At 71.7% G+C, this 23,216-nt stretch carries 20 protein-coding genes; 7 read left to right on the top strand and 13 right to left on the bottom strand.

The genetic code is table 11. The annotated features are described in order from the left end of the window. Window positions 1-2: 2 nt before the first annotated feature. Genes pcaB through RI578_RS05400 form a run of 6 tightly spaced genes read right to left on the bottom strand, consistent with a single transcriptional unit; the run spans window position 3 to window position 5,368 of the window. Window positions 3-1,331 carry a 3-carboxy-cis,cis-muconate cycloisomerase gene (gene pcaB / locus RI578_RS05425; protein ID WP_310869991.1) on the bottom strand — a complete coding sequence of 443 codons (1,329 nt, stop codon included), beginning with the start codon at window positions 1,329-1,331 and terminating at the stop codon, window positions 3-5. Beyond that, the gene (gene pcaG, locus RI578_RS05420) at window positions 1,328-1,933 is read right to left on the bottom strand and encodes a protocatechuate 3,4-dioxygenase subunit alpha (RefSeq protein ID WP_310869990.1); all 606 of its coding nucleotides are present in this window, start codon (window positions 1,931-1,933) and stop codon (window positions 1,328-1,330) included. The genes pcaB and pcaG overlap by 4 nt, the downstream gene beginning before the upstream one ends. Before the next feature lie 5 nt (window positions 1,934-1,938). Further along, the gene (gene pcaH, locus RI578_RS05415; protein WP_210961058.1) at window positions 1,939-2,712 is read right to left on the bottom strand and encodes a protocatechuate 3,4-dioxygenase subunit beta; all 774 of its coding nucleotides are present in this window, start codon (window positions 2,710-2,712) and stop codon (window positions 1,939-1,941) included. A gap of 18 nt (window positions 2,713-2,730) precedes the next feature. Further along, window positions 2,731-3,972: a thiolase family protein gene (locus RI578_RS05410; RefSeq protein ID WP_310869989.1), complete on the bottom strand. Its 1,242-nt coding sequence runs from the start codon at window positions 3,970-3,972 to the stop codon at window positions 2,731-2,733. Then, complete coding sequence (locus RI578_RS05405) at window positions 3,969-4,613, bottom strand: CoA transferase subunit B (RefSeq protein ID WP_310869988.1); 645 nt, start codon at window positions 4,611-4,613, stop codon at window positions 3,969-3,971. The genes RI578_RS05410 and RI578_RS05405 overlap by 4 nt, the downstream gene beginning before the upstream one ends. After that, window positions 4,613-5,368, bottom strand: coding sequence for a CoA transferase subunit A (locus tag RI578_RS05400; protein WP_310869987.1), 756 nt, complete (start codon window positions 5,366-5,368; stop codon window positions 4,613-4,615). The genes RI578_RS05405 and RI578_RS05400 overlap by 1 nt, the downstream gene beginning before the upstream one ends. Before the next feature lie 223 nt (window positions 5,369-5,591). On the opposite strand from RI578_RS05400, the gene RI578_RS05395 reads away from it, so the two are divergent. Then, window positions 5,592-6,056, top strand: a complete 465-nt coding sequence (locus RI578_RS05395; RefSeq protein ID WP_310869986.1) for a MarR family transcriptional regulator — start codon at window positions 5,592-5,594, stop codon at window positions 6,054-6,056. Here RI578_RS05395 and RI578_RS05390 read toward each other — a convergent pair whose 3' ends face one another. Further along, the gene (locus RI578_RS05390) at window positions 6,057-7,028 is read right to left on the bottom strand and encodes a DUF3048 domain-containing protein (protein WP_310869985.1); all 972 of its coding nucleotides are present in this window, start codon (window positions 7,026-7,028) and stop codon (window positions 6,057-6,059) included. 211 nt (window positions 7,029-7,239) lie between these two features. On the opposite strand from RI578_RS05390, the gene RI578_RS05385 reads away from it, so the two are divergent. After that, window positions 7,240-8,430, top strand: coding sequence for a zinc-dependent alcohol dehydrogenase (locus RI578_RS05385; RefSeq protein ID WP_310869984.1), 1,191 nt, complete (start codon window positions 7,240-7,242; stop codon window positions 8,428-8,430). A 26-nt stretch (window positions 8,431-8,456) separates the two neighbouring features. Here the strand turns inward: RI578_RS05385 and RI578_RS05380 are convergent, their stop codons facing one another. After that, complete coding sequence (locus RI578_RS05380) at window positions 8,457-9,524, bottom strand: ATP-dependent DNA ligase (RefSeq protein WP_310869983.1); 1,068 nt, start codon at window positions 9,522-9,524, stop codon at window positions 8,457-8,459. A 189-nt stretch (window positions 9,525-9,713) separates the two neighbouring features. On the opposite strand from RI578_RS05380, the gene RI578_RS05375 reads away from it, so the two are divergent. Then, complete coding sequence (locus tag RI578_RS05375; RefSeq protein WP_310869982.1) at window positions 9,714-11,414, top strand: TlrC/CarA/OleB/SrmB family ABC-F type ribosomal protection protein; 1,701 nt, start codon at window positions 9,714-9,716, stop codon at window positions 11,412-11,414. Window positions 11,415-11,565: 151 nt separating this feature from the next. Next, window positions 11,566-12,591 (top strand): non-homologous end-joining DNA ligase, encoded by a 1,026-nt coding sequence (ligD, locus tag RI578_RS05370; protein WP_310869981.1) that lies wholly within the window; start codon window positions 11,566-11,568, stop codon window positions 12,589-12,591. 1 nt (window position 12,592) lies between these two features. On the opposite strand, the gene RI578_RS05365 is transcribed toward ligD, so the two are convergent. Together RI578_RS05365 and RI578_RS05360 are read right to left on the bottom strand one after the other, a co-directional pair. Continuing rightward, window positions 12,593-14,788: an OmpL47-type beta-barrel domain-containing protein gene (locus RI578_RS05365; protein ID WP_310875673.1), complete on the bottom strand. Its 2,196-nt coding sequence runs from the start codon at window positions 14,786-14,788 to the stop codon at window positions 12,593-12,595. Window positions 14,789-14,802: 14 nt separating this feature from the next. Further along, the gene (locus RI578_RS05360) at window positions 14,803-17,280 is read right to left on the bottom strand and encodes a ThuA domain-containing protein (RefSeq protein WP_310869980.1); all 2,478 of its coding nucleotides are present in this window, start codon (window positions 17,278-17,280) and stop codon (window positions 14,803-14,805) included. Window positions 17,281-17,479: 199 nt separating this feature from the next. On the opposite strand from RI578_RS05360, the gene RI578_RS05355 reads away from it, so the two are divergent. Then, window positions 17,480-18,517 carry a multicopper oxidase domain-containing protein gene (locus RI578_RS05355; protein ID WP_310869979.1) on the top strand — a complete coding sequence of 346 codons (1,038 nt, stop codon included), beginning with the start codon at window positions 17,480-17,482 and terminating at the stop codon, window positions 18,515-18,517. Window positions 18,518-18,641: 124 nt separating this feature from the next. Beyond that, window positions 18,642-19,700, top strand: a complete 1,059-nt coding sequence (locus tag RI578_RS05350; protein WP_310869978.1) for a LacI family DNA-binding transcriptional regulator — start codon at window positions 18,642-18,644, stop codon at window positions 19,698-19,700. Between the two features lie 240 nt (window positions 19,701-19,940). Here the strand turns inward: RI578_RS05350 and RI578_RS05345 are convergent, their stop codons facing one another. Continuing rightward, window positions 19,941-20,726 (bottom strand): VOC family protein, encoded by a 786-nt coding sequence (locus RI578_RS05345; protein ID WP_310875672.1) that lies wholly within the window; start codon window positions 20,724-20,726, stop codon window positions 19,941-19,943. Between the two features lie 190 nt (window positions 20,727-20,916). On the opposite strand from RI578_RS05345, the gene RI578_RS05340 reads away from it, so the two are divergent. Beyond that, window positions 20,917-21,162 (top strand): WhiB family transcriptional regulator, encoded by a 246-nt coding sequence (locus tag RI578_RS05340; protein ID WP_121751090.1) that lies wholly within the window; start codon window positions 20,917-20,919, stop codon window positions 21,160-21,162. A gap of 67 nt (window positions 21,163-21,229) precedes the next feature. Here RI578_RS05340 and RI578_RS05335 read toward each other — a convergent pair whose 3' ends face one another. Both RI578_RS05335 and ddaH read right to left on the bottom strand, forming a co-directional pair. Further along, window positions 21,230-22,204 (bottom strand): acyl-ACP desaturase, encoded by a 975-nt coding sequence (locus RI578_RS05335; RefSeq protein ID WP_310869977.1) that lies wholly within the window; start codon window positions 22,202-22,204, stop codon window positions 21,230-21,232. 207 nt (window positions 22,205-22,411) lie between these two features. Further along, entirely contained in the window at window positions 22,412-23,188 is a 777-nt protein-coding gene (gene ddaH, locus RI578_RS05330) for a dimethylargininase (protein ID WP_310869976.1), read from the bottom strand. Between the last annotated feature and the right edge of the window lie 28 nt (window positions 23,189-23,216).

The raw sequence follows: 23,216 nt of genomic DNA, 5'->3' as shown, positions 1-23,216 counted from the left end.
GGTCAACGTCGCTCCAGAGCGCGGTCGGTCAGGGCTCCGGCGGAGCCGGTGTAACGGGCGGGGTCGGTCAGCGCGTCGAGGTCGGTGCCGGACAACTCCGGTACCTGGGCGAGCAGTTCGCCCAGGGCACGGTCCTCGGCGTACGTCCGCCGGGCGAGTTCGGTCAGCAGCTCCTTGGCGCGGGCCCGCCCGAGCAGCGGTGCCAGTTCGGCGGAGAGCCGCTCGGACACGATCAGTCCGTGCGTGAGGCCGAGGTGCGCGCGCATCGCGTCCGGACGCACTCGCAGTCCCTCGGTCAGTTCGGCGGCGTCACGGGCGGCACCGCCGGCCAGCCGCAGCAGGTCCCGCAGCGGCTCCCACTCGGCGTGCCAGGCCCCGGCCGGCCGCTCGTCCTCCGCCACCAGCGAGCCGTACAGCGTGGCCGCGAGCTGCGGCGCGCGCCGGGCGGCCGACGCGATGAGGGTGGCCCGCACGGGGTTGGCCTTGTGCGGCATCGCCGACGAGCCGCCACCGCTGCCCTCGGCGACCTCGCCGATCTCGGTGCGGGACAGCGTCAGCACGTCCGCGGCGGTCTTCCCGAGCGCCCCGGCCGCGAAGGCGAGGCATCCGGCCAGGTCGGCGACCGGGGTGCGCAGCGTGTGCCAGGGCAGCGCGGGTGCCCGCAGACCGAGTTCACGGGCGTACGCCGCCGGCAGCTCGACGGGGTCGGTCGCGCCGTACGCCCCGAAGGCGGCCAAGGTGCCTGCCGCGCCGCCGAGTTGGGCGGGCAGCGCATCGCGTACGGCGGTGATCCGGTCCCGCGCGTCGAGGACCAGCGTGCGCCAGCCGGCCGCCTTCAGCCCGAAGGTGGTCGGCACGGCGTGCTGGGTGAGCGTCCGGCCCGGCATCGCCGTGTCCCGGTGCTCGGCGGCCAGCCGGGCCAGCGCCCTTTCGGTGCGGGCGAGGTCGGGGAGCAGCAGGTCCAGGGTGCGGGCGGCGACCAGCATCGTCGCCGTGTCCAGGATGTCCTGGCTGGTCGCACCCCGGTGGACGTACGGCCCGTACGCCTCGCCGACCGCCTTCGTCAGGTCGGCCACCAGCGGGATGACCGGGTTCCCGCCACCGCGGGCGCGCTCGGCCAGGGAGCGCACGTCGAAACGGGCCGGGTCGGCCGCCCCGGTCACCGCGGCCGCCGCGTCGGCGGGGGCGAGCCCCAGCCCGGCCTGGGCCCGGGTCAGGGCCGCCTCCGCGTCGAGCAGCGCCCGCAGCCAGGCGCGGTCGTCGGTCGCGTCGGCGGCCGGTGAGCCCGCCCACCCGGGGGCGAGCAGGCCCGTGTCGGCAGCTGATGTCACTGGAACTCCAGGAAGACCGTCTCGCCTTCGCCCTGAAGGCGGATGTCGAAACGGTACGTCCCGGCGCCCTCGTCCGCGGCGATCAGCGTGTCGCGGCGCTCCGCGTCCACCCGGGACAGCAGCGGGTCGGCGGCGAGCACCGCCTCGTCGCCCGGCAGGTAGATCCGGGTGAACAGGTGCACGAGCAGGCCGCGCGCGAACACGCACACGCTGACATGCGGCGCACTGGCCCCGCGGGCCCCGGGTCGCAGCGTCCGCGCGTACCAGTGGCCGTTCGCGTCGGTCTGGATGCGGCCGAAGCCGGTGAACTCCACACCGTTGCGTCCGAGGAAGCCGCCGGACGCCGGGTCGCGCCGCATCGAGCCGTCGGCCGTCGGCAGCTTGCCGTCCGGGTCCGGCCCCCACACTTCCAGGAGCGCGTCCGGCAACGGATTGCCCTCGCCGTCGTACACGTACCCGTGCACGGTGATCGTGTCCGGATGCCCCACGGGCGCGATGTCCTCGCCGCCGCGGAAGGGCAGCGCGTAGCCGTAGAACGGGCCGACCGTGTGCGAAGGCGTGGGCAGCACGGTCTCCGGCCCGCTGGTGTCGATCTTCGTCATGGCGGTCAGCGTCCTTCTTCGATCCAGGTGGCGTTCGGGCCGTCGAGCACGATGTCCCAGTGGTAGCCGAGCGAGAACTCGGGCACGGACAGGCTGTGGTCGTACGTCGCGATCAGCCGCTGCCGAGCGGCGTCGTCCGTCACGGACTGCAGGATCGGGTCGTACGGGAACAGCGGGTCGTTCGGGAAGTACATCTGCGTCACGAGCCGCTGGGTGAACGCCGAGCCGAACACCGAGAAGTGGATGTGGGCCGGGCGCCAGGCGTTGACGTGGTTGCGCCACGGGTACGGGCCCGGCTGGACGGTGGTGAAGCGGTAGAAGCCGTCGTCGTCGGAGAGGGTGCGGCCGACGCCGGTGAAGTTCGGGTCCAGCGGCGCGTCGTGCTGCTCGCGCTGGTGGGCGTAGCGGCCGGCCGAGTTCGCCTGCCAGATCTCGACGAGCTGGCCGCGTACGGGCTTGCCGTTCCGGTCGAGGAGGCGGCCGGAGACGGTGATGCGCTCGCCGACCGGCTCCCCGGTGTGCTGCCGGGTCAGGTCGTTGTCGACGACCGTGATGTCCCGCTCGCCGAAGGCGGGGGAGGACAGCTCCACCAGCTCGGGATCCTTGGTGACGTCGATGGCGACCGGCGGCTGCTTGGGGTGGCGCAGCACCGAGGAGCGGTACGGGGCGTAGTCGCGGCGCGGGTGGTGCTCGACGGGCCCGCCGTCGGCGACCCGCTTCTCGTACGCGGCGTGCTCGGCCGCGATCTCCGCGTCGATGTCGTGCTGAGTGAGAGTCATGGGCAGTCCCGTGGGTGACTAGCGGTCGAGGACCAGGGCGAGGCCCTGGCCGACGCCGATGCAGAGGGTGGCGATGCCGGTGCCGCCGCCCTTGCGGGCGAGCTGGTGGGCGACGGTGCCGGCGAGGCGGGCACCGGAGGCGCCCAGGGGGTGGCCCAGCGCGATGGCTCCGCCCTGGGGGTTGAGGATCGCGGGGTCGAACTCGGGCCACTCGGCGACGCAGCCCAGCACCTGGGCGGCGAACGCCTCGTTGAGTTCGAGGACGTCCAGGTCGGCGAAGGTGCGGCCGGCCTTGGCGAGGGCGCGGTTGACGGCCTCGACCGGCGCGAGGCCGAAGTAGTGCGGGTCGGTCGCGGAGACGCCGGTGGCCGAGATCCGGGCGAGGGGTTCGCGGCCGGTCGCCTTCAGGCCCTCCTCGTCCACGAGCAGGAGGGCCGCGGCGCCGTCGTTGAGCGGCGAGGCGTTGCCCGCGGTGACGGTGCCTCCCCCAGCCTCCGGCCGGGGGGACCCCCATCTCGCTTCGCTCGTCTTACGGAAGGACGGCTTCAGCTTCGCCATCGCCTCCAGGGAGGCCGTCGGGCGTACGCACTCGTCGGCGGCGAAGTCGACCGGGTCCCCCTTGCGCTGCGGCACCGGGACGGGCGCGAGTTCGCCGTCGAACAGGCCGTCGGCCTGGGCGCGGGCGGCCTTGTGGTGGGAGGCGAGGGCGTACTCGTCCTGCCGCTCGCGGCTGATCTTGTGCTTGTCGGCGATGAGTTCGGCCGACTCGCCGAGGGGGATCGTCCACTGCGGGTCCATCCTCGGGTTGACCATGCGCCAGCCCAGGGTGGTCGAGTACAGCTCGGTGTGCCCGGCCGGGAAGGGCCGGTCCGACTTGGGCAGCACGTACGGCGCCCGGGTCATCGACTCCACACCGCCCGCGAGGGCGATCGAGGCGTCGCCGACGGCGATGGCGCGGGCGGCCTGGATCACCGCTTCGAGGCCGGAGGCGCACAGCCTGTTCACCGTCACGCCGGGGACGGTGGTGGGCAGGCCGGCCAGGAGGGCGGCCATGCGGGCGACGTTGCGGTTCTCCTCGCCGGCGCCGTTGGCGTTGCCGAAGTAGACGTCCTCGACCCGGGCCGGATCCAGGCCGGGCGTGCGGGCGAGGAGTTCCCGGATCGCGTGGGCGGCCAGGTCGTCGGGGCGTACGCCCGCCAGGGAGCCGTTGTACTTGCCGAACGGGGTGCGGACCGCGTCGACGACGTAGACGTCCTTCACTTGAGTCCCTCCGCGATGACGAGCTCGGCATCGGTCTTGGCGGTGATCTCGTCGACGCTCACCCCGAGCGCGGCCTCGACCAGGACCAGGCCGTCGTCGGTCACGTCGAGGACGCCGAGGTCGGTGACGACCCGGTCCACGCACGCTTTGCCCGTGAGCGGCAGCGCGCACTCCTGGAGGATCTTGGGTGAGCCGTCCTTGGCGGTGTGGGTCATCACCACGATGACGGTGCGGGCACCGTGCACGAGGTCCATCGCCCCGCCGATCCCGGTGATCATCTTGCCCGGGATGGCCCAGTTGGCCAGGTCGCCGGTGGCGGAGACCTGCATGGCCCCCAGCACGGCGACGTCGATGTGCCCGCCCCGGATCATGCCGAAGGACAGCGCCGAGTCGAAGAAGGAGGCGCCCGGCAGGACCGTCACGGTCTCCTTGCCGGCGTTGATCAGGTCGGGGTCCACCTCGGCCTCGGTCGGATACCGGCCGGTGCCCAGGATCCCGTTCTCGGACTCCAGCGTCACCTCCACGCCCTGCGGGAGGTAGTTCGGGATCAGCGTCGGCAGGCCGATGCCGAGGTTGACGTACTGCCCGTCCCGCAGTTCCCGGGCCGCCCGAGCGGCCATCTGCTCACGTGTCCAGGCCATCAGGAACTCACCGTCCGCCGCTCGATCCTCTTGTCCGCCGCCTGCTCCGCCGTCAGCGCGACGACCCGCTGCACGAAGATCCCCGGCAGGTGCACCGCGTCCGGATCGATCTCGCCGGGCTCGACCAGCTCCTCCACCTCGGCGACGGTCACCTGTCCGGCCATCGCCGCCAGCGGGTTGAAGTTCCGGGACGACTTGGCGAACACCAGGTTTCCGTGCCGGTCGCCCTTGGCCGCCCGGACGAGTGCGAAGTCGGTACGGATGCCGCGCTCCAGCACGTACCGCGCTCCGTCGAACTCGCGGACCTCCTTCGGCGGCGAGGTCAGTGCGACGCCGCCGGAACCGTCGTAACGCCACGGCAGCCCGCCGTCGGCGACCTGTGTGCCCACCCCGGCCGGAGTGTAGAAGGCGGGGATCCCGGCGCCGCCGGCCCGCAGCCGCTCGGCCAGCGTGCCCTGCGGGATCATCTCCACCTCCAGCTCGCCGCCCAGGTACTGCCGGGCGAATTCCTTGTTCGCCCCGATGTAGGACCCGGTCACCCGGGCGATCCGCCCCGCGGCCAGCAGAACCGCCAGCCCGGAGTCCATCGCCCCGCAGTTGTTGGAGACCACCGACAGCTCGCCGGTCCCGCGCTCGTACAGCGCCTGGATCAGCACGTTCGGCACACCGCTCAGCCCGAAACCGCCCACCGCCAGCGATGCGCCGTCCGGCACGTCGGCCACCGCCTCACCGGCCGTGGCCACCACCTTGTCCATCCGAGAAGCCCCATCTCTTCCAGGCGCCCCGGATCGCGGACCGAATCGGCGAATTAGTCAGGGCACTGAGTATTACAGCGAGGTTCGCCACACGCTGCCACCGGACGGCCGGGGCGTCAAGACCTCGCAAAGTGGGAGGTGAATCGCCTGATGTGGCAGCGGACAGTCACCGTCCGCCCGATGTATCGTCAGTGCACCGACGAAAATGACCACAGGAGTGCAGATGGCCGCGGTCGACCTGACCACCCACCCCGGGCACCTGGCCCGGCGGCTGCAGCAGGCGCACTACCTGCTGTGGAACACGATGGTCTCGGAGGAGACCACCTCGCCGCAGTTCGCGGTCCTCAACGCGCTGGTCGCCGAGCCGGGTCTGGACCAGCGCACGGTGGGGGAGCGGGTGGGGCTGGACCGGTCCACCATCGCCGAGGTGATCAGCCGGCTCGGCCGTCGCGGGCTGCTGGACAAGGTCCGCGACCCGCAGGACGGCCGTCGTTTCCTGCTGCGCGCGACCGACGAGGGCCTGCGCGTCCACCGCAAGCTGACCGTGCGTACGGCCCGGATGAACCAGGTCTTCCTCGCCCCGCTCTCCGCCGACGAGCAGGCCGTCTTCTTCGACCTGATCCGCCGGGTCGCGGACGCCGCCGAAGGGCTCCGCAACCCGGCCGAGCCCGCGGCGGCCCCGAGCTGATCAGGGCGCCTTCGTCGGGTCGACGAACACCACCCACACCTGGCCCTCGGCGAAGTTCAGCGCCGTGCCGTCCGCCGTGGTGAACGACGTGCCGTCCGCCGCCGAGCCGCGCTTCCAGGCCGCGTCGTACGAGCGCCCGTCGCGCAGCACCTCCGCCCGCCCCGAGCCCACCGACTCGACGTACGGCGAGTTGCTGCCGCGGAAGTCGCGGAAGTCCGACTGGCGCACGTTCACGTGCTGCACGACGACCGTCGCCGGCGCCAGACGTCCGCCGTCGGCCGTCCGGGCGGGGGTGCCGTCCAGGGAGACCAGCCAGCGGTCACCGCTCTCGGACCAGGTGAAGCCGAACGACGCCGACGGATAGCGCACGGTGCGCGAGGACACCGACCGGCCGCCCTCGGGAGCCTCGCCGTAGTGGAAGCCCGTGGCCAGGGCGTCGGCGCCCGCGGCTTTCGGCAGCAGCCGGCCGGGGCGCACGTAGAGGTTGTGCGGGGCGGGCCGGTCGTCGTCGCGGACATAGGCGTCGGACCCCTCGCCCGGTGGCTCCGCGTGCAGGGGCGCCTTGTCGATGAGCGGCAACAGCTTGCTCTGCGCGCCGGAGAAGGCCAGCGTCGGCCGGTCGAACTGGCGCAGCAGCTCCAGGTCGGACTCACGGGCACTGCGCACCGGACCCACCTTCTCGGGCAACTCGGTCGCGTAGATCGCCATCAGGCGGCTCAGCCCGCCCTCCACCGGTTCCGCGTAGACGACGTCCGCGGCGCCCAGGCCCGTCTGCGGCCGGGCCGCCCGCACGTTGTCGACCTTCACGGCGAGCACCGAGCCGGAGCCGGCCGCACTGTGCGACCGCTCCGGCTGAGGTGCCCGCCGGTCCTCCTTCGCACCGGGTCCCGCGGTGCAGCCCGCGGCCAGCGAGACCGCCACCGCCGCGGTCAGCAGTGCGCCGCCGCGCCGCCTGTGCGTCCCTCGTCGCATTCCGACCACCTGTCCGCCCATCCCGTGTCACTGATTGTGCGCTTCTTGAAGCATTTATTGCCATACCTGATCGAATCTGGTACGGCGCACGGAAAGCGGCCCAGAATCCGCTGTTCGGCCGAAACCGGGCGGCGGTTCGGTGGCGGAAGCCCCGGGTACCCGGCCGCCACGCAAGACCGACGGGCACGGGCGACGGAGGGAGCGCGAGGCGATGAAGGCAGTGACGTGGCAGGGCAAGCGGGACGTGCGGGTGGAGGAGGTGCCCGACCCGAAAATCCAGGAACCGACGGACGCGGTCATCCGTGTCACGTCCTCCGGGCTGTGCGGCTCCGACCTGCACCTGTACGAGGTGCTCACGCCGTTCATGACACCGGGCGACATCCTCGGCCACGAGCCCATGGGCATCGTGGAGGAGGTCGGCTCCGAGGTGACCGGTCTGCGGCCCGGCGACCGGGTCGTGGTGCCGTTCCAGATCGCGTGCGGGCACTGCTTCATGTGCGGCACCGGACTGCCGACCCAGTGCGAGACCACCCAGGTCACCGGCGAGGGCATGGGCGCCCCGCTGTTCGGCTACACCCGCCTGTACGGCGCGGTCCCCGGCGGACAGGCCGAGTACCTGCGCGTGCCGCAGGCCCAGTACGGCCCGATCAAGGTGCCGGAGGGGCCGGCCGACGACCGCTTCGTCTACCTCTCCGACGTCCTGCCCACCGCCTGGCAGGCGGTCACCTACGCCGCCGTCCCCCAGGGCGGCAGCGTCGCCGTGCTCGGCCTCGGCCCGATCGGCGACATGGCCTGCCGGGTCGCCCAGGCCAAGGGCGCCGGACGGGTGTTCGGCGTGGACCTCGTACCGGAGCGGCTGCGACGGGCCCACGAGCGGGGCGTGGAGACGTACGACCTGCGCTCCTTCGACAGCGAGAAGGAACTCGTCGCCGCCATCCAGGACGAGACCGACGGCCGGGGCCCGGACGCCGTGATCGACGCGGTGGGTACCGAGGCACACGGCGGCGCCGCCGCCAAGCTGGTGCAGCAGGCCGCCGCGGTGATGCCCCGGGCCATCGGCGGCAAGCTGGCGGAGCGCTTCAGCGTCGACCGGCTCGCAGCCCTCTACACCGCCATCGACCTGGTGCGGCGCGGCGGCACGATCTCGCTGTCCGGCGTCTACGGCGGCATGGCCGACCCGATGCCGATGCTCACGATGTTCGACAAGCAGATCCAGCTGCGGATGGGGCAGGCGAACGTGCGCCGCTGGAGCGACGAGATCATTCCCTACCTGACGGACGAGGACCCGCTCGGCGTCGACGACTTCGCCACCCACCGGGTGCCGCTGACGGACGCGCCGCACGCGTACGAGATGTTCCAGAAGAAGCAGGAGGGCGCGGTCAAGGTCCTGATGCAGCCGTAAGACCTCGGGGTGCCCTCGGGGCGCCTTCAGGGCCCGCCGAGGATCTCCGCCAGGTCGTAGCGGACCGGCTCCTCCAGCTGGGCGTACGTGCAGCTCTCGGGCGTCCGGTCCGGGCGCCAGCGGCGGAAGCGGGCCGTGTGCCGGAAACGCGCCCCGTTCTCCATGTGGTCGTACGCCACCTCGACGACCCGCTCCGGCCTGAGCGGCACCCAGGACAGGTCCTTCTTGCCCGACCAGCGGCTGGGGGCGCCGGGCAGCCGGGCCGATTCGTGCGCCGACTCCTCGGCCCAGGCGGCCCACGGATGGCCCCGGGCGTCGTCCATGCGCAACGGCTCCAGCTCCTCCACCAGTTCGGCGCGCCGCTTCATGGTGAAGGCCGCGCTCACCCCCACGTGCTGGAGGACGCCCCGGTCGTCGTAGAGGCCGAGGAGCAGCGAGCCGACCACGGGACCGCTCTTGTGGAGGCGGTAGCCGGCGACGACCACGTCCGCCGTGCGCTCGTGCTTGATCTTGTACATGGCCCGCTCGTCCTGGCGGTAGCGCAGGTCGAGCGGCTTGGCGACGACACCGTCCAGTCCCGCCCCCTCGTACTGCTCGAACCACTGCCGGGCCACCTCGATGTCGTCGGTGGCCGGTGCCACGTGCACGGGTGGCGTCACCTCGGACAGCGTCCGGACCAGCAGTGCCCGCCGGTCGACCAGTGGCACGTCGAGCAGGGACTCGTCGTCCAGCGCCAGCAGGTCGAAGGCCACGAGCGAGGCCGGCGTCTTCTCGGCCAGCATCCGCACCCGGGAGTCCGCCGGATGGATCCGCTCGGTGAGCGCGTCGAAGTCGAGGTGCCCCTCCCGTGCGATCACGATCTCCCCGTCCACCACGCAACGCTCGGGCAGCCGTTCCCGCACCGCCTCTACCAGCTCCGGGAAGTACCTGGTCAGCGGCTTGCCGGTACGGCTGCCGAGCTCGACCTCGGCGCCGTCGCGGAACACGATCGACCGGAACCCGTCCCACTTCGCCTCGTAGTGCATGCCCGGCGGGATCTTCGCCACGGACTTGGCGAGCATCGGCTTCACGGGCGGCATCACGGGCAGATCCATGGTCCGACTGTATGAGCGGCCCGGATTCCTCGCCTGTTAAGGTGGACGGGTGATCAGGTTCTACTACTTCTACATCTGATACCGCCCCGGGAGACCGGGCGCCGATGCCGCCGCGTGCAAGCGGCGTGATTCCGGCTGCCCGCTCCGTATCGGCCACCTGTTCACGTCTTCCGATATGGCGGATCACCCATGCACCGGCGTACTTCTGACGCCCCCACCTGTCCCACGACCCCTTCCACCTCCACGTCCGGGCCCGGCTCGGGTTCGTTCCAGGTCGTCCTGGACGACGTCGTCCGCGCCCCCGGAGGCCGGCCGCTGCTGGACGGCGTGCACCAGTCGGTGTCCCTCGGCGAGCGCATCGGCGTCATCGGCGAGAACGGCACCGGCAAGTCGACCCTGCTGCGCCTGCTGGCCGGCCTCGACCGGCCGGACGCGGGCCGGATCCGCGTCCACTGCCCGGGCGGCGCCGGATACCTGCCGCAGACCCCCGACCTCCCCCCGGACGACACCGTCCAGGACGCCGTCGACCACGCCCTCGCCGACCTGCGCGCCCTGGAACGGGAACTGCGCCGGGCCGAGCGGGCGCTGGCGGAGGCCGGCCCCGACGAACTCGACGGGCTGCTCGCCACGTACGGGGAGCTGCTGGATGAGTTCGAAGCCCGGGACGGCTACGCGGCCGACGCCCGGGTCGAAGCGGCCATGCACGGGCTGGGCCTGCAACGCATCGCGCCCGACCGTCGGCTGGGCACCCTGTCGGGCGGTGAGCAGGCCCGCCTGGGCCTGGCCTGCCTGCTGGCGGCCGCACCGCAACTGCTGCTGCTCGACGAGCCGACCAACCACCTCGACGTCCCGGCCGTGGAGTGGCTGGAGGAACATCTGCGCGCCCACCGGGGCAGCGTGCTGGCTGTCTCCCACGACCGTCTCTTCCTGGAACGCGTCGCCACCGCCCTGTGGGAGGTGGACGGCGAGCGCCGCACCGTCCACCGGCACGGCGGCGGCTACGCGGGGTACCTCCGGGCCAAGGCGGGCGCCCGGCGTCGCTGGGAACAGGAGTACGCCGACTGGCAGCGGGAGTTGGCGGAGCAGCGCGCCCTGGCCCGCCGCGCCGCCGACACCATGGCCGCCGGACCCCGGCGCGCGTCCAACGCAGACCGCGACAACCAGCGCCACCAGCGCAGCGTGGAGAAGCAGATCTCCGCGCGCGTCCGGCAGGCGAAGGAGCGGGTACGGCGCCTGGAGGAGAACCCGGTGCCGCGGCCCCCGGAGCCCCTGCGCTTCGGTGCCCGGGTCGCCGGTGGCGAGGCCGGCCACAAGGGGCCGGTCGCCGATCTCCACCGTGTCGTCGTCGGCGACCGGCTCGACCTGCCCGGCTTCACCGTCGAACCCGGCGAGCGCATCCTGATCACCGGGGCGAACGGCGCCGGCAAGAGCACGCTGCTGCGCGTCCTCGCCGGTGATCTGCACCCCGACCGGGGCACGTGCGCGCGGCCGGACCGCATCGGCTGGCTGCCCCAGGAGACCGCGATCACCGACCCGCGGCGGACCCTGCTGGCCGCCTTCGCCGCCGGACGGCCCGGCGTCCCCGAGGACCACCGAGGCGCTCTGCTGGGCTTCGGCCTGTTCCGCCCGTCCGACCTGACGACGGCGGTCGGTGACCTGTCGACCGGGCAACTGCGCCGACTGGCACTGGCCCGTCTGCTGCTCGCTCCGGTGGACCTGCTGCTGCTGGACGAGCCGACGAACCACCTCTCGCCCGCACTCGTGGAGGACTTCGAGGAAGCCCTGCACCACTACCGGGGCGCCCTGGTCATGGTCTCCCACGACCGCATGGTCGCCCGCCGCTTCACCGGCCGACTGGTCCGGATGAGCAACGGGAGCCTGACCGGGTAGGGGCGGCGGCGCGGCACGGCGGCAACAAACCGGCCGAGTGCCGGTGCCGCGCCGGACACGGTGCCGCCCGGGAACGTGGGTTCGACAGCGCGGACCCGGGCGGGCCGTCGCTGATGTGCGAGGTACCCGCGGTGCGCCTACCGTGGCTCGCATGGCGGAAGCGGTGGAACTGGAAGCGGGCGGACGGACCGTGCGGCTGTCCAGCCCGGGCAAGGTCTTCTTCCCGGAGCACGGCTACACCAAGCTCGACGTGGCCCGGTACTACCAGGCGGTCGCCCCCGGCATCCTGCGCGCCCTGCGCGACCGGCCGACCACCCTCCAGCGCTACCCGGACGGCGTCACCGGCGAGTGGTTCTACCAGAAGCGCGCGCCCAAGGGCATGCCCGACTGGATCCCCACCGCCCACATCACCTTCCCCAGCGGACGCAGCGCCGACGAGATGTGCCCCACCGAGGAGGCCGCGGTGCTGTGGGCCGCCCAGTACGGCACCCTCACCTTCCACCCCTGGCCGGTGCGGAGCGACGACGTCGACCACCCCGACGAACTCCGCATCGACCTCGACCCGCAGCCCGGCACCGACTACGACGACGCCGCCCGCGCCGCTCACGAACTGCGTGCGGTACTGGAGGAGTTCGGCGGGCTGACGGGCTGGCCCAAGACCTCCGGTGGACGCGGCATCCACGTCTTCGTGCCGATCGAGCCGCGCTGGACCTTCACCCAGGTGCGGCGCGCCGCCATCGCCGTCGGACGCGAGATGGAACGGCGGATGCCCGAGCAGGTGACCATCAAGTGGTGGAAGGAGGAGCGCGGCGAGCGCATCTTCATCGACTACAACCAGACCGCCCGCGACCGCACCATCGCCTCCGCCTACTCCGTACGCCCCCGCCCGCACGCCCCCGTCTCCGCACCCTTGCGCTGGGACGAGGTGGGCGTCGCGCACCCGCAGGACTTCGACATCACGACCATGCCCGCGCGCTTCGCCGAACTCGGCGACGTGCACGCGGGCATGGACGATCACTCCTACTCCCTCGACGCCCTGCTGGAACTGGCGACGAAGGACGAGCACGACCACGGGCTCGCTGATCTGCCGTACCCGCCCGAGTATCCGAAGATGCCGGGGGAACCCAGCCGGGTACAGCCGAGCCGCGCGAAGAAGCCGCGCCCTCAGGAGAGCTGAGCTACAGCTCCTTGATCCGGACGTCCCGGTACGAGACCACGTCCGTCGTGCCGTGCACCTGGAGTCCGAGGTAGCCGGAGGCGAACCGCCGCCCGTCCGTGCCCGGGTCGTCCGAGCGCGGCGGGGTGAAGTCCTGGCCGCCGATGTTGTCGAACTCGTTGATCAGCACGCCGTTGCGGTAGATGGAGTAGTGCTGGTCGACCACGCGGATCTCGTAGTCGTTCCAGGTGCCCTTCTCCGTCACACCGGCCCCGGCGAGACCCACCCGGTCGAAGCCGTAGATCGACCCCGACTTGTACATGTCGCCGGTCGGACCGTCGAACACCTGCACCTCGTGCCCGTACTTGATGGCGACCCACTCCGGCCGGGACTCCTCCGGGTGGTCGTGGACCTGCGGGAAGCGCACGAAGACGCCGCCGTTGGTGTTGGCGGTGCCCGCGGCGTCGTCACGCCACTGGAGCTTCAGCGAGAAGTCCCCGTACTTGCGCTCGGGGAACCACAGCATGCCCATGCCCGGCGTGCTGGTGCTGGAGGTGATCGAGCCGTCGTCGTTCAGCCCGAACGAACCGCCGCCCACCTGCTCCCACTTCGCGAAGGACTCCTGGGTCCCGTCGAGGATCGCGCGGTAGCCCTCGGTCTGGCCGGGCGTGCCGATCTTCGACTGACGGGCGGCCTTGTTGATCGCCCGGTACTCCCGGCGGTCGACGACGCCCTCGTCCAGGAGCGCGTCCATGACCTCCCGCACGTGCTTCAGGAACAGCTGCTGGGACGTCCACTCCTTCTCGTCCTCGATCATCTCGTTGATCCGGCACCGGTTGTTCGTGACCCGGTTCGGCACACCCGTGTCGACCGTGCCGACGATCACCGTGAGGCGTTCGTCGTACTCGGGGCAGGGCGGCGGCGGCACCTGACCCGACACCACCGTGAAGCTCACGGTCAGCGGCTCGGAGGTGTTGCCCGCCTTGTCACTCGCCCGGTAGGCCACGGTGTGCCGGCCCACACGGTCGACGACCACCGGCTCGGTGTACGCCAGGTACGGCCCGGCGTCGAGCGAGTACTCCACGCCGGCCACGCCGGAGCCGCCCTCGTCGGTGGCGCTGACGGTCACCTTGGCGCTGCCGACGTACGCGCCGTCGGAGTCCTTGGTGCCCTCCACGGTCGCGCCGGTCACCGGCGGGGCGGTGTCCTGCGGGGGAGCGGCGACGACGGTGAAGGCGACGCTCTTCTCCGCCGCGGCGTTGCCCGCCTTGTCGGTGGCGCGGTAGCGCACGGTGTGCTCGCCGACCTCGTGCACCATCACGGGCGCGGTGTACGCCTGCCAGGCGCCGTCACCGACCGCGTACTCGATGGTGTTGACGCCGGAACCGGTGTCGGAGGCGGTGACGGTCACCGTCGCCATGTCGATGTACGCGCCGTCCGGATTCTTCTCACCGCTGACCGTCGCCGAGGTCTCCGGCGCGGTCGTGTCGTCGCTGTCGGGGGCGACCACGGTGAACGTGACGCTCTTCTCGGCGGCGGCGTTGCCCGCCTTGTCGAACGCCCGGTAGCGCACCGTGTGGTCGCCGACCTGGTCGACGACGACCGGTGTGGTGTACGGCTGCCAGGCACCGTCGGCACCGATCGCGTACTCGATCCGGTCGATGCCGGAGCCGCCCTCGTCGGTGGCGCCGAGCGTCACGCTCGCGGAGCCGACGTAGGCGCCGTCCGCGTTCTGCGTGCCGCCGACGTCCGCCGAGGTCGCGGGCGCGGTGGTGTCCTCGCCACCGCCGCCCTCGGTCACCACGAGCACGCCCTTCATCTCCCCGTGGCCGGGGATCGTGCAGTGGTACATGTAGCGGCCGGGGGTGAGGGTGACCTCGGCGGTGTGCTTGCCGCCCTGGTCGTCGCCCGGGTTGGCCAGGATGTTCAGCTGGACGTCCTGGTTGTACTCGGGGTCGCTGGTCATGAACGTCAGCGTGTGCGGCATGCCGGTGGTGTTGCCGGTGGCCTCGCTGTTCTCGAAGACGATCGTGGCCGGACCGGCCACCGCCGTCTCGGGCGCGGACGTGTACTTGGTGATGTCGTTGCCGGCGGTCCAGGTGAGAACCTGGTCGGCGGCGGCCTCAGCCCCGGCCGAAGTCCCCTTGGGCTGCCCGGACGCGGACGTCGCCTGCAGACCGAGCATCATCAGCAGGCCGGCCAACAAGGCGGCCCACATTCTTCGTTGGCGTATCACTCAGACCCCCTCGCCAGCTGTCCGGCGGCCGGCGTCGGCCCACCGCCCTCGTAGGTGACCCGCCACAGGGCCGACTTGGAGTCCGAGGTGAAGAAGCCGCGGCCGTAGTCGAGGACGTACAGCGCGCCGTCCGGGCCGAACTTCCAGCCCATCAGGTTCTTGATGCCGTCGTTGCCGACCGGCACGATCTTCTTCAGCGACTCCGAGTGCACCGGCAGACCGCCGTCGCCCAGCGTCTTCGGGTCCATCAGCACCGCGTTGCGCGGCTGGTCCGAGTCGTAGAAGTCACCGACGAACCACTTGCCGTCCCAGTACGCGGGCCACTTGGTCTCACTGGTGCTGTCGGCGTCGTAGCGGTAGACCGGGCCGTTCATCGCGGCCTGGCCGCCGCCCTTGAGCCAGGGCAGCTTGTAGGTGGCCTCCTCCTGCTTGTACGACGGGATCCCGTTCTCGTCGCGCGGGAAGTCGGGTCCGCCGCCCTGCGGCGAGTACCAGATGTTGTTGCCGGTCACCGGCGGCAGGTTCACCAGGCCGTCGTTGTTCGGCGACTCGTTCTTCGGGGCGTCGCAGTCGTACCAGCCCAGCGGCTTCGACGGGTCCGGCAGGTTCCGGTCCCGGTACGGCTGCTTGTTGCCCATGCAGTACGGCCATCCCCGGTTGCCCGCCTCGGTGATCGCGGCGAACGTGTCGTACTTCGCCGGACCCCACGTCGGCGACGGAGAGCCGGCGTCCGGACCGACCCAGCCCGCGTAGAGCGTGTCGGTCTTCTTGTCGACGGAGATGCGTGCCGGGTTGCGTACACCCATCACGTAGATCTCGCCGCGCGTCTTGCCGCCGCCCTCGGCGGTCTCCTCGCCGGTGAAGAGATTGCCCTCGGGGAGCGTGTACGTCCCGTCCGGCTCCGGGTGGATGCGCAGGATCTTGCCGTTGAGGTTGTTGGTGTTGCCGGCGGTGCGGCGCGCGTCGGCGAAGGACACGCCCTTGAAGTTGGGCTCCGGGTTGTTGCCCGAGTAACCGCCGCTGAATCCACTGGAGTTGTTGTCACCCGTCGCGATGTACAGGTTGCCCTTGGAGTCCCAGGCCATCCCGCCGCCCGCGTGGCAGCAGCTGTGGATCTGCACCGGCCACTTGAGCAGCACCTTCTCGCTGCCCGGGTCCAGCTTGTTGGTCGCCTGGTCGAGCGTGAAGCGGGAGACCCGCCGCTCGGCCATGTGCGTCTCGCGGTTGATCTCGGAGTGCGGCGTGTAGTGCAGGTACACCCAGCCGTTCGCCGCGAAGTCCGGGTCCAGCTCGATGCCGAGCAGACCCTCCTCGACCTTGATCAGCTCGTCGCCGCCGCCCTTGTTGCCGAAGACGGTCAGTTCACCGGCGAGCGTGACCTTGTCGGTCTTCGGGTCCCAGACGTGGATCTCGCCCTTGCCCTTGCCGATGTCCGGGTCGTTCCAGTCGGTGACCACGGGCTGGGAGGAGTCCGCGCCGCCCCGGCCGATGTAGAACACGCGGCCGTCGGGGGCGGTGACCAGGCCGTGCGGCTCGCCGATCTGGTCGTTCTGGCCGGGCTGGTTGGGCTCGGTGAGCCGCTCGGCCTTGTAGTTGCCGTCGATGGTCGCCTTGCAGTCGGCCTGCGCCAGGCGTGTCGTCCACATGAGGGCGCCGCGCAGATGGGCGCGGAAGTCGGTCTCGTCGTACGACGACACCGTGCCGCCCATGCCGGTGTAGAAGGACCGGCCGCCGTCGTAGTCCCGGCACCAGCTGACCGGGTGGTCCCAGCCGTTGGCGCTCGCACCGGGCTGGTACGTCGACTCGCGCACCCGGGCCACGGTGTGCACGTCCCCGGACGGGTTCTCCACCCAGTTCATCCACTGGTCGGGCCGCTTCCACTGCACCGGCAGGTCCTTGGCGGCCGGATGGCGCCGGTCGCCGACCTCGACGGTGGCCCGCTGGACCTTGGTCGGGCTGGAGGCGGCCGGGCGGGCACCGACCAGACCGGTGAACCAGTCCGAGTACGGCTCCGCGCGGGCGGCGTCGTGGATGCCGACGAACCCGCCGCCGGCCTCCATGTACGCCTCCAGACCCGCCTCCTGAGCCGGATCGAGGACGTCACCGCCGCCGGTGAGGAACACGACCGCGTTGAAGCGGCCGAGCCTCTTCTCATTGGTGAACACCGAGGCGTTGTCCGTGGCCTCGACCTGGAAGCGCTCCTTGGCCGGACCGGTCAGCCCGATCCGCTCGATGGCCGCGATCCCGGCGTTCACGACCGGGGACTCGTCCCCGGCCGCGGCGGAACCGTAGAAGATCAGCACACGTACGTTGGCGCCGCCGGGCGGCGACTTGATCGACATCGTTGTCAGGGACGGATCCGGCGCCGGTCGCGCACTGGCGGTGGGGCCCGCCAACAGTCCCGCGGCGACGAACCCGGCGGTCGCGAACGCCGCCCAGCCTCTGCTTCTCGCGCTCAACCCTCTTAAGGGCATGGGCACCTCCTCGGTCACGGCAGCAGCGCCAAGGAAGTTAGACCTCTTTGCATGGTTCGCCAATAGGTATGACCGGGATCCAACGAACTTTGTCCTGAGTGTGGATAAACGCGGCCGCAGCCGGTACCGTCCCACAGGTTCATCACAGCCAATCACGGCTACGTCTCCGCAAATTCCGTATCAGCGTGGGGAGTTCGGCATGGACAGGCGAGGCTTCAACCGACGGGTACTGCTGGGCGGCGCGGCCGTCGCGACATCGTTGTCCATCGCGCCGGAGACCGCGGGCGCGGCCGGCGCGGCAGGTGCGGCCCAGGGTGTCACCGCGAAGACGGCACCGGCCGGGGGCGAGGTGAGACACATCAAGATGTACGCCGAGAAGCTGCCCGACGGTCAGATGGGCTACGGCTTCGAGAAGGGCAAGGCGTCCATCCCCGGCCCGCTGATCGAGCTGAACGAGGGCGACACGCTGCACATCGAGTTCACCAACACGATGGACGTACGGGCCAGTCTGCACGTCCACGGCCTGGACTACGAGATCTCCAGCGACGGCACGGCGATGAACAAGAGCGACGTCGAGCCCGGCGGCACCCGCACCTACACCTGGCGCACCCACAAGCCCGGCCGCCGCGGCGACGGCACCTGGCGGGCGGGCAGTGCGGGCTACTGGCACTACCACGACCACGTCGTCGGCACGGAACACGGCACCGGCGGCATCCGCAAGGGCCTGTACGGGCCGGTGATCGTGCGCCGCAAGGGCGACGTGCTGCCGGACGCCACGCACACGATCGTCTTCAACGACATGCTCATCAACAACCGGAAGCCCCACACCGGGCCGAACTTCGAGGCCACCGTGGGCGACCGCGTCGAGATCGTCATGATCACGCACGGTGAGTACTACCACACCTTCCACATGCACGGTCACCGCTGGGCGGACAACCGCACCGGCATGCTCACCGGGCCCGACGACCCGAGCCAGGTCATCGACAACAAGATCACCGGTCCGGCGGACTCCTTCGGCTTCCAGATCATCGCGGGGGAGGGGGTGGGCGCCGGGGCATGGATGTACCACTGCCATGTGCAGAGCCACTCCGACATGGGGATGGTGGGCCTGTTCCTGGTGAAGAAGGCGGACGGCACGATCCCCGGCTACGACCCGCACGAGCACGCGCACGGGCAGGGGGCCGCGACCGGGGAGGAGGCCGCGACGGGGGAGGAGGCCCCCGCACACCAGCACTGAGGGGACGGCGCCCCCCCCGCAAGCGGATTCAAGGCGCCGAGAGCGCTCTCACCCGCGCTCTCCTGCTCTCTCCTGCCGACGGCCTGCCGCTATCCTGAGCCGCAGTCGCCGAGGAGGAGTGCCCGTGACCGAGACCGCGCCGCGTCCCACGCTGGAGGCCGTGGCCGAGCGCGCCGGGGTCTCGCGGGCCACCGTGTCCCGGGTGGTGAACGGGGCGCACGGGGTGCGGGACGCGCTGGCCGAGCGGGTCCGGCGCGCGGTGGAGGAACTCGGCTACGTGCCCAACCAGGCCGCCCGCAGCCTGGTGACGCGCCGCCACGACGCGGTCGCCGTCGTCGCCGCCGAACCGGAGACCCGGATCTTCGCCGACCCCTACTTCGCCCAGCAACTCCGCGGCATCAGCAAGGAACTGACGGCCCACGACAACCAGCTCGTGCTGCTGCTCACGGAGGGCCGCGAGGACCATGCCCGCGTCGGCCGCTACCTGGCCGGCGGCCACGTCGACGGGGCGCTCGTCTTCTCCCTGCACCTCGACGACCCGCTGCCCGGCCTCGTCCGCAGCGCCGGCGTGCCGACCGTGTTCGGCGGGCGCCCCGGCTGGGACGACGGCCGGGACGACGTGGTCTACGTCGACAGTGACAACCGCGGCGGCGCCCGCGACGCCGTCCGCCACCTGGCGGGGCTCGGGCGCACCCGCATCGCGCACATCACCGGCCCGCTCGACCAGACGTCCGCGGCCGACCGGCTCGCCGGCTTCCGCGACGTCCGGGCCGACGCCGACCCCGGGCTGATCGCGCGCGGGGACTTCACCCCGGGCGGCGGCGAGCGGGCGATGCGTGAACTGCTCGACCGGTGCCCGGACCTGGACGCCGTGTTCGCGGCCAACGACCTCACCGCGGCGGGCGCCCTGCGGGTGCTGCGCGAGCGCGGGCGTCGGGTGCCGGAGGACGTTGCCGTGGTCGGCTTCGACGACATGCTGCCCGTCGCCGAGCAGACCGACCCGCCGCTGACCACGGTCCGCCAGGACATCGAGGAGATGGGCCGGCTGATGGCCCGCCTGCTGCTGCGCGGCCTGGACCGCGGCGTCGCGGCGGGGAACTCCGCGGCGGACGCGGCGACCGAGCCGGACAAGCCGTCCGGCGTCGTCCTGCCGACGACCCTGGTCCACCGCGCGACCACGTGAGACGGAGCGGGGACCACGGCCGGGCGGGGGGCGCCCCGGGCAGGCCTGGCGGCTCCTGACATGGACGCAGGCACTCCGCCTCCGACCACGCCCGTCTGCGCGCCGGGCCCCTCGCGTCGCCCGGCGCGGCAGCGGCCGCCACCACTGCCTGCTCCACCTCGCGGCGTGCCGCCTCGGACGCCGCTCACCTCCGCCGGCCGGACGCCGTCCAAGGCCCGCGACCCGACCCTCCGCGCAGCCCTACCCCTCCCGCGGCATCGGCCTGAGTACCGCGAACCGGGCGCCGTACGGGTCGGCCAGACGGGCGAGGCGTCCGGCGCCCTCGATGTCCGTCGCGGGCATCCGCACCGTGCCGCCGAGCTCCAGGGTCCGGGCGACCGCGGCGTCCGTGTCGTCGACCGCCAGGTACGGCAGCCAGTGGCCGTCCGTCTCCAGAGGGTCGTCGGCGAGCGGAACGACGCCGCCGAACATGCTCTCCTCGCCCTCGCCCGCCGGATTGACGCAGGTGTAGGTGGAGCCGGGGAAGGAGACGGCCGAGGTCTCCAGCCCCAGCACCGCCCGGTAGTACGCGGCGGCGGCCGCGATGTCCGCCGTGTACAGCTCGACCCAGCACAGCGCACCGGTCTCGCCGGCCACGGTCAGGCCGCCCAGCCGCCCCGGCTGCCAGACGCCGAACGGCACCCCGGCCCGGTCGGCGAGGATCGCCATGGTGCCCTGGTCCAGCACGTCCATGGGCCGCATGAGCACACCGCCCCGGGCCTGCTCGGAGGCCTGGGCGGCGGCCTCCGCGTCCGGGGTCTGGAAGTAGACCGTCCAGGACGGCGGGCCCTGCTCCGGCGTCGTCTGCATACCGCCGGCCACGATCCGGCCGTCCAGCTCGAAGAAGCCGTAGCCGCCGGCCTCGGGCCCCGCCGACCGGAAGCGCCAGCCGAAGAGGCCACCGTAGAAGGAGGTGGCGCCGTCGATGTCGGGCGCGCCGACGTCGATCCAGTTCGGAGCGCCGGTGACGAAACGGGTGGTGAGCATCATCGCCCTCCTCGGAAGGGTCCCGTTGCCTGCACTGCCGAGTCTTCCACCCACCACTGACAAGCGCTCCCGCGCGCCGCCGTGCGTCCCCGCACGGAGCGGAGGACCATCGGGTCGGCCACGGGCCCGCCGGCGCGGCGTTGATCCCGCGTTGATCGAACGTTTTTCGCCGTCCGGCACGCTGCTGTCCATGCACACCGAGATGATCACGACGCCCGACCTCGCCTGGCAGGAGGAGGCGTTGTGCGCACAGACCGGGGCGGACTTCTTCTTCCCCGAGCCCGGCAGTTCCGTACGGGACGCCAAGCGGATCTGCGCTTTGTGCCCGATCCGCTCGGCCTGCCTGGAGTACGCGCTGAGCAACGACGAGCGCTTCGGCGTCTGGGGCGGGCTGTCGGAGAAGGAACGGCTGGCACTGCGGCGCACCGCGCACTGATCCCGGCCCCGCGAACAGCCCCGCCCCGCACCGCCACCCGACCGGGCGGCGGCGGACGGGCAGCGGGTCAGCCCGCCGCCCGCGCCGCCATCCGCGCCTTGCGCGCCGCCAGCTTCTCGTCGAACTTGGACGCCTCGGCGTCCAGCCCGCCCATGTACAGCCCCAGCTCCTCCTGGGCCGCCTGACCCTCGGGGCCGAGGCCGTCGATCTCCATGATCTTCAGGAAGCGCAGCACGGGCTGGATCACGTCGTCGTGGTGGATGCGCAGGTTGTAGACCTCGCCGATCGCCATCTGCGCGGCGGCCCGCTCGAAGCCGGGCATGCCGTGACCGGGCATCCGGAAGTTCACGACCACGTCCCGCACCGCCTGCATCGTCAGGTCGGGCGCCAGCTCGAAGGCCGCCTTGAGCAGGTTGCGGTAGAAGACCATGTGCAGGTTCTCGTCGGTCGCGATGCGGGCCAGCATGCGGTCGCAGACCGGGTCGCCGGACTGGTGGCCCGTGTTGCGGTGCGAGATGCGGGTGGCCAGCTCCTGGAAGGCGACGTAGGCCACCGAGTGCAGCATCGAGTGCCGGTTGTCCGACTCGAAGCCCTCGCTCATGTGGGCCATGCGGAACTGCTCCAGCTTGTCCGGGTCGACCGCGCGCGAGGCGAGCAGGTAGTCGCGCATCACGATGCCGTGCCGGCCCTCCTCCGCGGTCCAGCGGTGCACCCAGGTGCCCCAGGCGCCGTCCCGGCCGAAGAGGCTCGCGATCTCGTGGTGGTAGCTGGGGAGGTTGTCCTCCGTCAGGAGGTTCACCACCAGGGCGATCCGGCCGATCTCGGTGACCTTGGACTGGCCCTTCTCCCAGGCCTCGCCGTCCTCGAAGAACCCGGGGAAGTTGCGGCCGTCGCTCCAGGGCACGTACTCGTGCGGCATCCAGTCCTTGGTGACCTTCAGGTGCCGGTTGAGTTCGGTCTCGACCACTTCCTCCAGCGCGTACAGCAGCCGGGCGTCGGTCCATTCGGCGGAACTGCCGAGGTGCGGGGAGACGATCGTCACGGAGAACTCCAGGGGACGTACGACAGAGCGGAAAGCGACCGGCGAGCGGTGCCGGGTAACCTACGGGATCGTAGGCTACGAAACCGTAGGTTACGAGACCGTAGGTTAAACGCACTGTAAAGGCCCCTGATCAGCTGCGGTCCACCGGGGTGGCGAAGGCTCCGAGACCCGCAGGTCCGGAGCCGGACGGGTGACGCTCGCGCCGGCTCAGCCGTACAATTCCCGCAACCGGACCGAGAGGCACGTCACACAGCCCTCGAGTTTCTCGAACTCGCCGATGTCGACGAGCACCGGCTCGTGGCCGAGGTCGGCGAGCAGTTCCGCCGTCTTCGGCGCGCTCGCCGCCATCAGCAGCTTGCCGCCGCCGAGCAGCACCACGTGCGCGCCGGACTCCTCCGGTACCGGAAGGAACCGGGGGAACAGCGACGGCACGTCCGTCATCGGGATGTGCCCGATCACCGTCCCGTCGGGAAGCGCGGTGACCGCCGACTTGAGGTGCAGCACCTTGCTCACGGGTACGGCGACGACCCGGGCGCCCAGCGGCTCGAAGGCGGCCCGGAGCTGCTGGACGCCGGCCGCGTCGGTGCGCCCGCCGCGCCCGACGTAGATCGTGTCGCCGACCTTCAGGACGTCGCCGCCGTCCAGGGTGCCCGGCTCCCATACCCAGTTGACCGAGCAGCCCAGACGGGCCACGGCCTCCTCGACCCCGGCCGTCTCCGCACGCCGCGACTCGGCGCCCGGCCGGGTGATCAGGGCGACGTTGCGGTACATGACGACCGTGTCCTCGACGAAGACGGAGTCGGGGCAGTCGTCGGCCGGGTCCACCTCCAGCGTCTCCCAGCCGTGCGCGCGCAGGGCCTCGGTATACGCGTCCCACTGCTCGACCGCGAGACCGTGGTCGACCTTCTCCCGCTCGACATGGGTCACCAGTCCTTCCGCCAGTCGCGGGCTGGGGCGGCGGACGAGGGCCTTCTTGCTGGGCACGAGGGGTCTCCGTATCGGCGCTGGCGGT

The organism is Streptomyces sp. BB1-1-1, from assembly GCF_031597775.1.
GTDB classification, from domain to species: Bacteria; Actinomycetota; Actinomycetes; order Streptomycetales; family Streptomycetaceae; genus Streptomyces; species Streptomyces thinghirensis.
This window is presented reverse-complemented; position numbering and strand designations above follow the sequence as displayed.

Coding starts and splice junctions, on each gene's coding strand:
- RI578_RS05375 (WP_310869982.1), top strand. CDS start 9,714: ATGCACCGGCGTACTTCTGACGCCCCCACCTGTCCCACGACCCCTTCC.
- pcaH (WP_210961058.1), bottom strand. CDS start 2,712: ATGACTCTCACTCAGCACGACATCGACGCGGAGATCGCGGCCGAGCAC.
- RI578_RS05405 (WP_310869988.1), bottom strand. CDS start 4,613: ATGGCCTGGACACGTGAGCAGATGGCCGCTCGGGCGGCCCGGGAACTG.
- ligD (WP_310869981.1), top strand. CDS start 11,566: ATGGCGGAAGCGGTGGAACTGGAAGCGGGCGGACGGACCGTGCGGCTG.
- RI578_RS05380 (WP_310869983.1), bottom strand. CDS start 9,524: ATGGATCTGCCCGTGATGCCGCCCGTGAAGCCGATGCTCGCCAAGTCC.
- RI578_RS05390 (WP_310869985.1), bottom strand. CDS start 7,028: ATGCGACGAGGGACGCACAGGCGGCGCGGCGGCGCACTGCTGACCGCG.
- pcaG (WP_310869990.1), bottom strand. CDS start 1,933: ATGACGAAGATCGACACCAGCGGGCCGGAGACCGTGCTGCCCACGCCT.
- RI578_RS05345 (WP_310875672.1), bottom strand. CDS start 20,726: ATGCTCACCACCCGTTTCGTCACCGGCGCTCCGAACTGGATCGACGTC.
- RI578_RS05395 (WP_310869986.1), top strand. CDS start 5,592: ATGGCCGCGGTCGACCTGACCACCCACCCCGGGCACCTGGCCCGGCGG.
- RI578_RS05340 (WP_121751090.1), top strand. CDS start 20,917: ATGCACACCGAGATGATCACGACGCCCGACCTCGCCTGGCAGGAGGAG.
- RI578_RS05385 (WP_310869984.1), top strand. CDS start 7,240: ATGAAGGCAGTGACGTGGCAGGGCAAGCGGGACGTGCGGGTGGAGGAG.
- RI578_RS05360 (WP_310869980.1), bottom strand. CDS start 17,280: ATGCCCTTAAGAGGGTTGAGCGCGAGAAGCAGAGGCTGGGCGGCGTTC.
- RI578_RS05365 (WP_310875673.1), bottom strand. CDS start 14,788: ATGTGGGCCGCCTTGTTGGCCGGCCTGCTGATGATGCTCGGTCTGCAG.
- RI578_RS05400 (WP_310869987.1), bottom strand. CDS start 5,368: ATGGACAAGGTGGTGGCCACGGCCGGTGAGGCGGTGGCCGACGTGCCG.
- RI578_RS05355 (WP_310869979.1), top strand. CDS start 17,480: ATGGACAGGCGAGGCTTCAACCGACGGGTACTGCTGGGCGGCGCGGCC.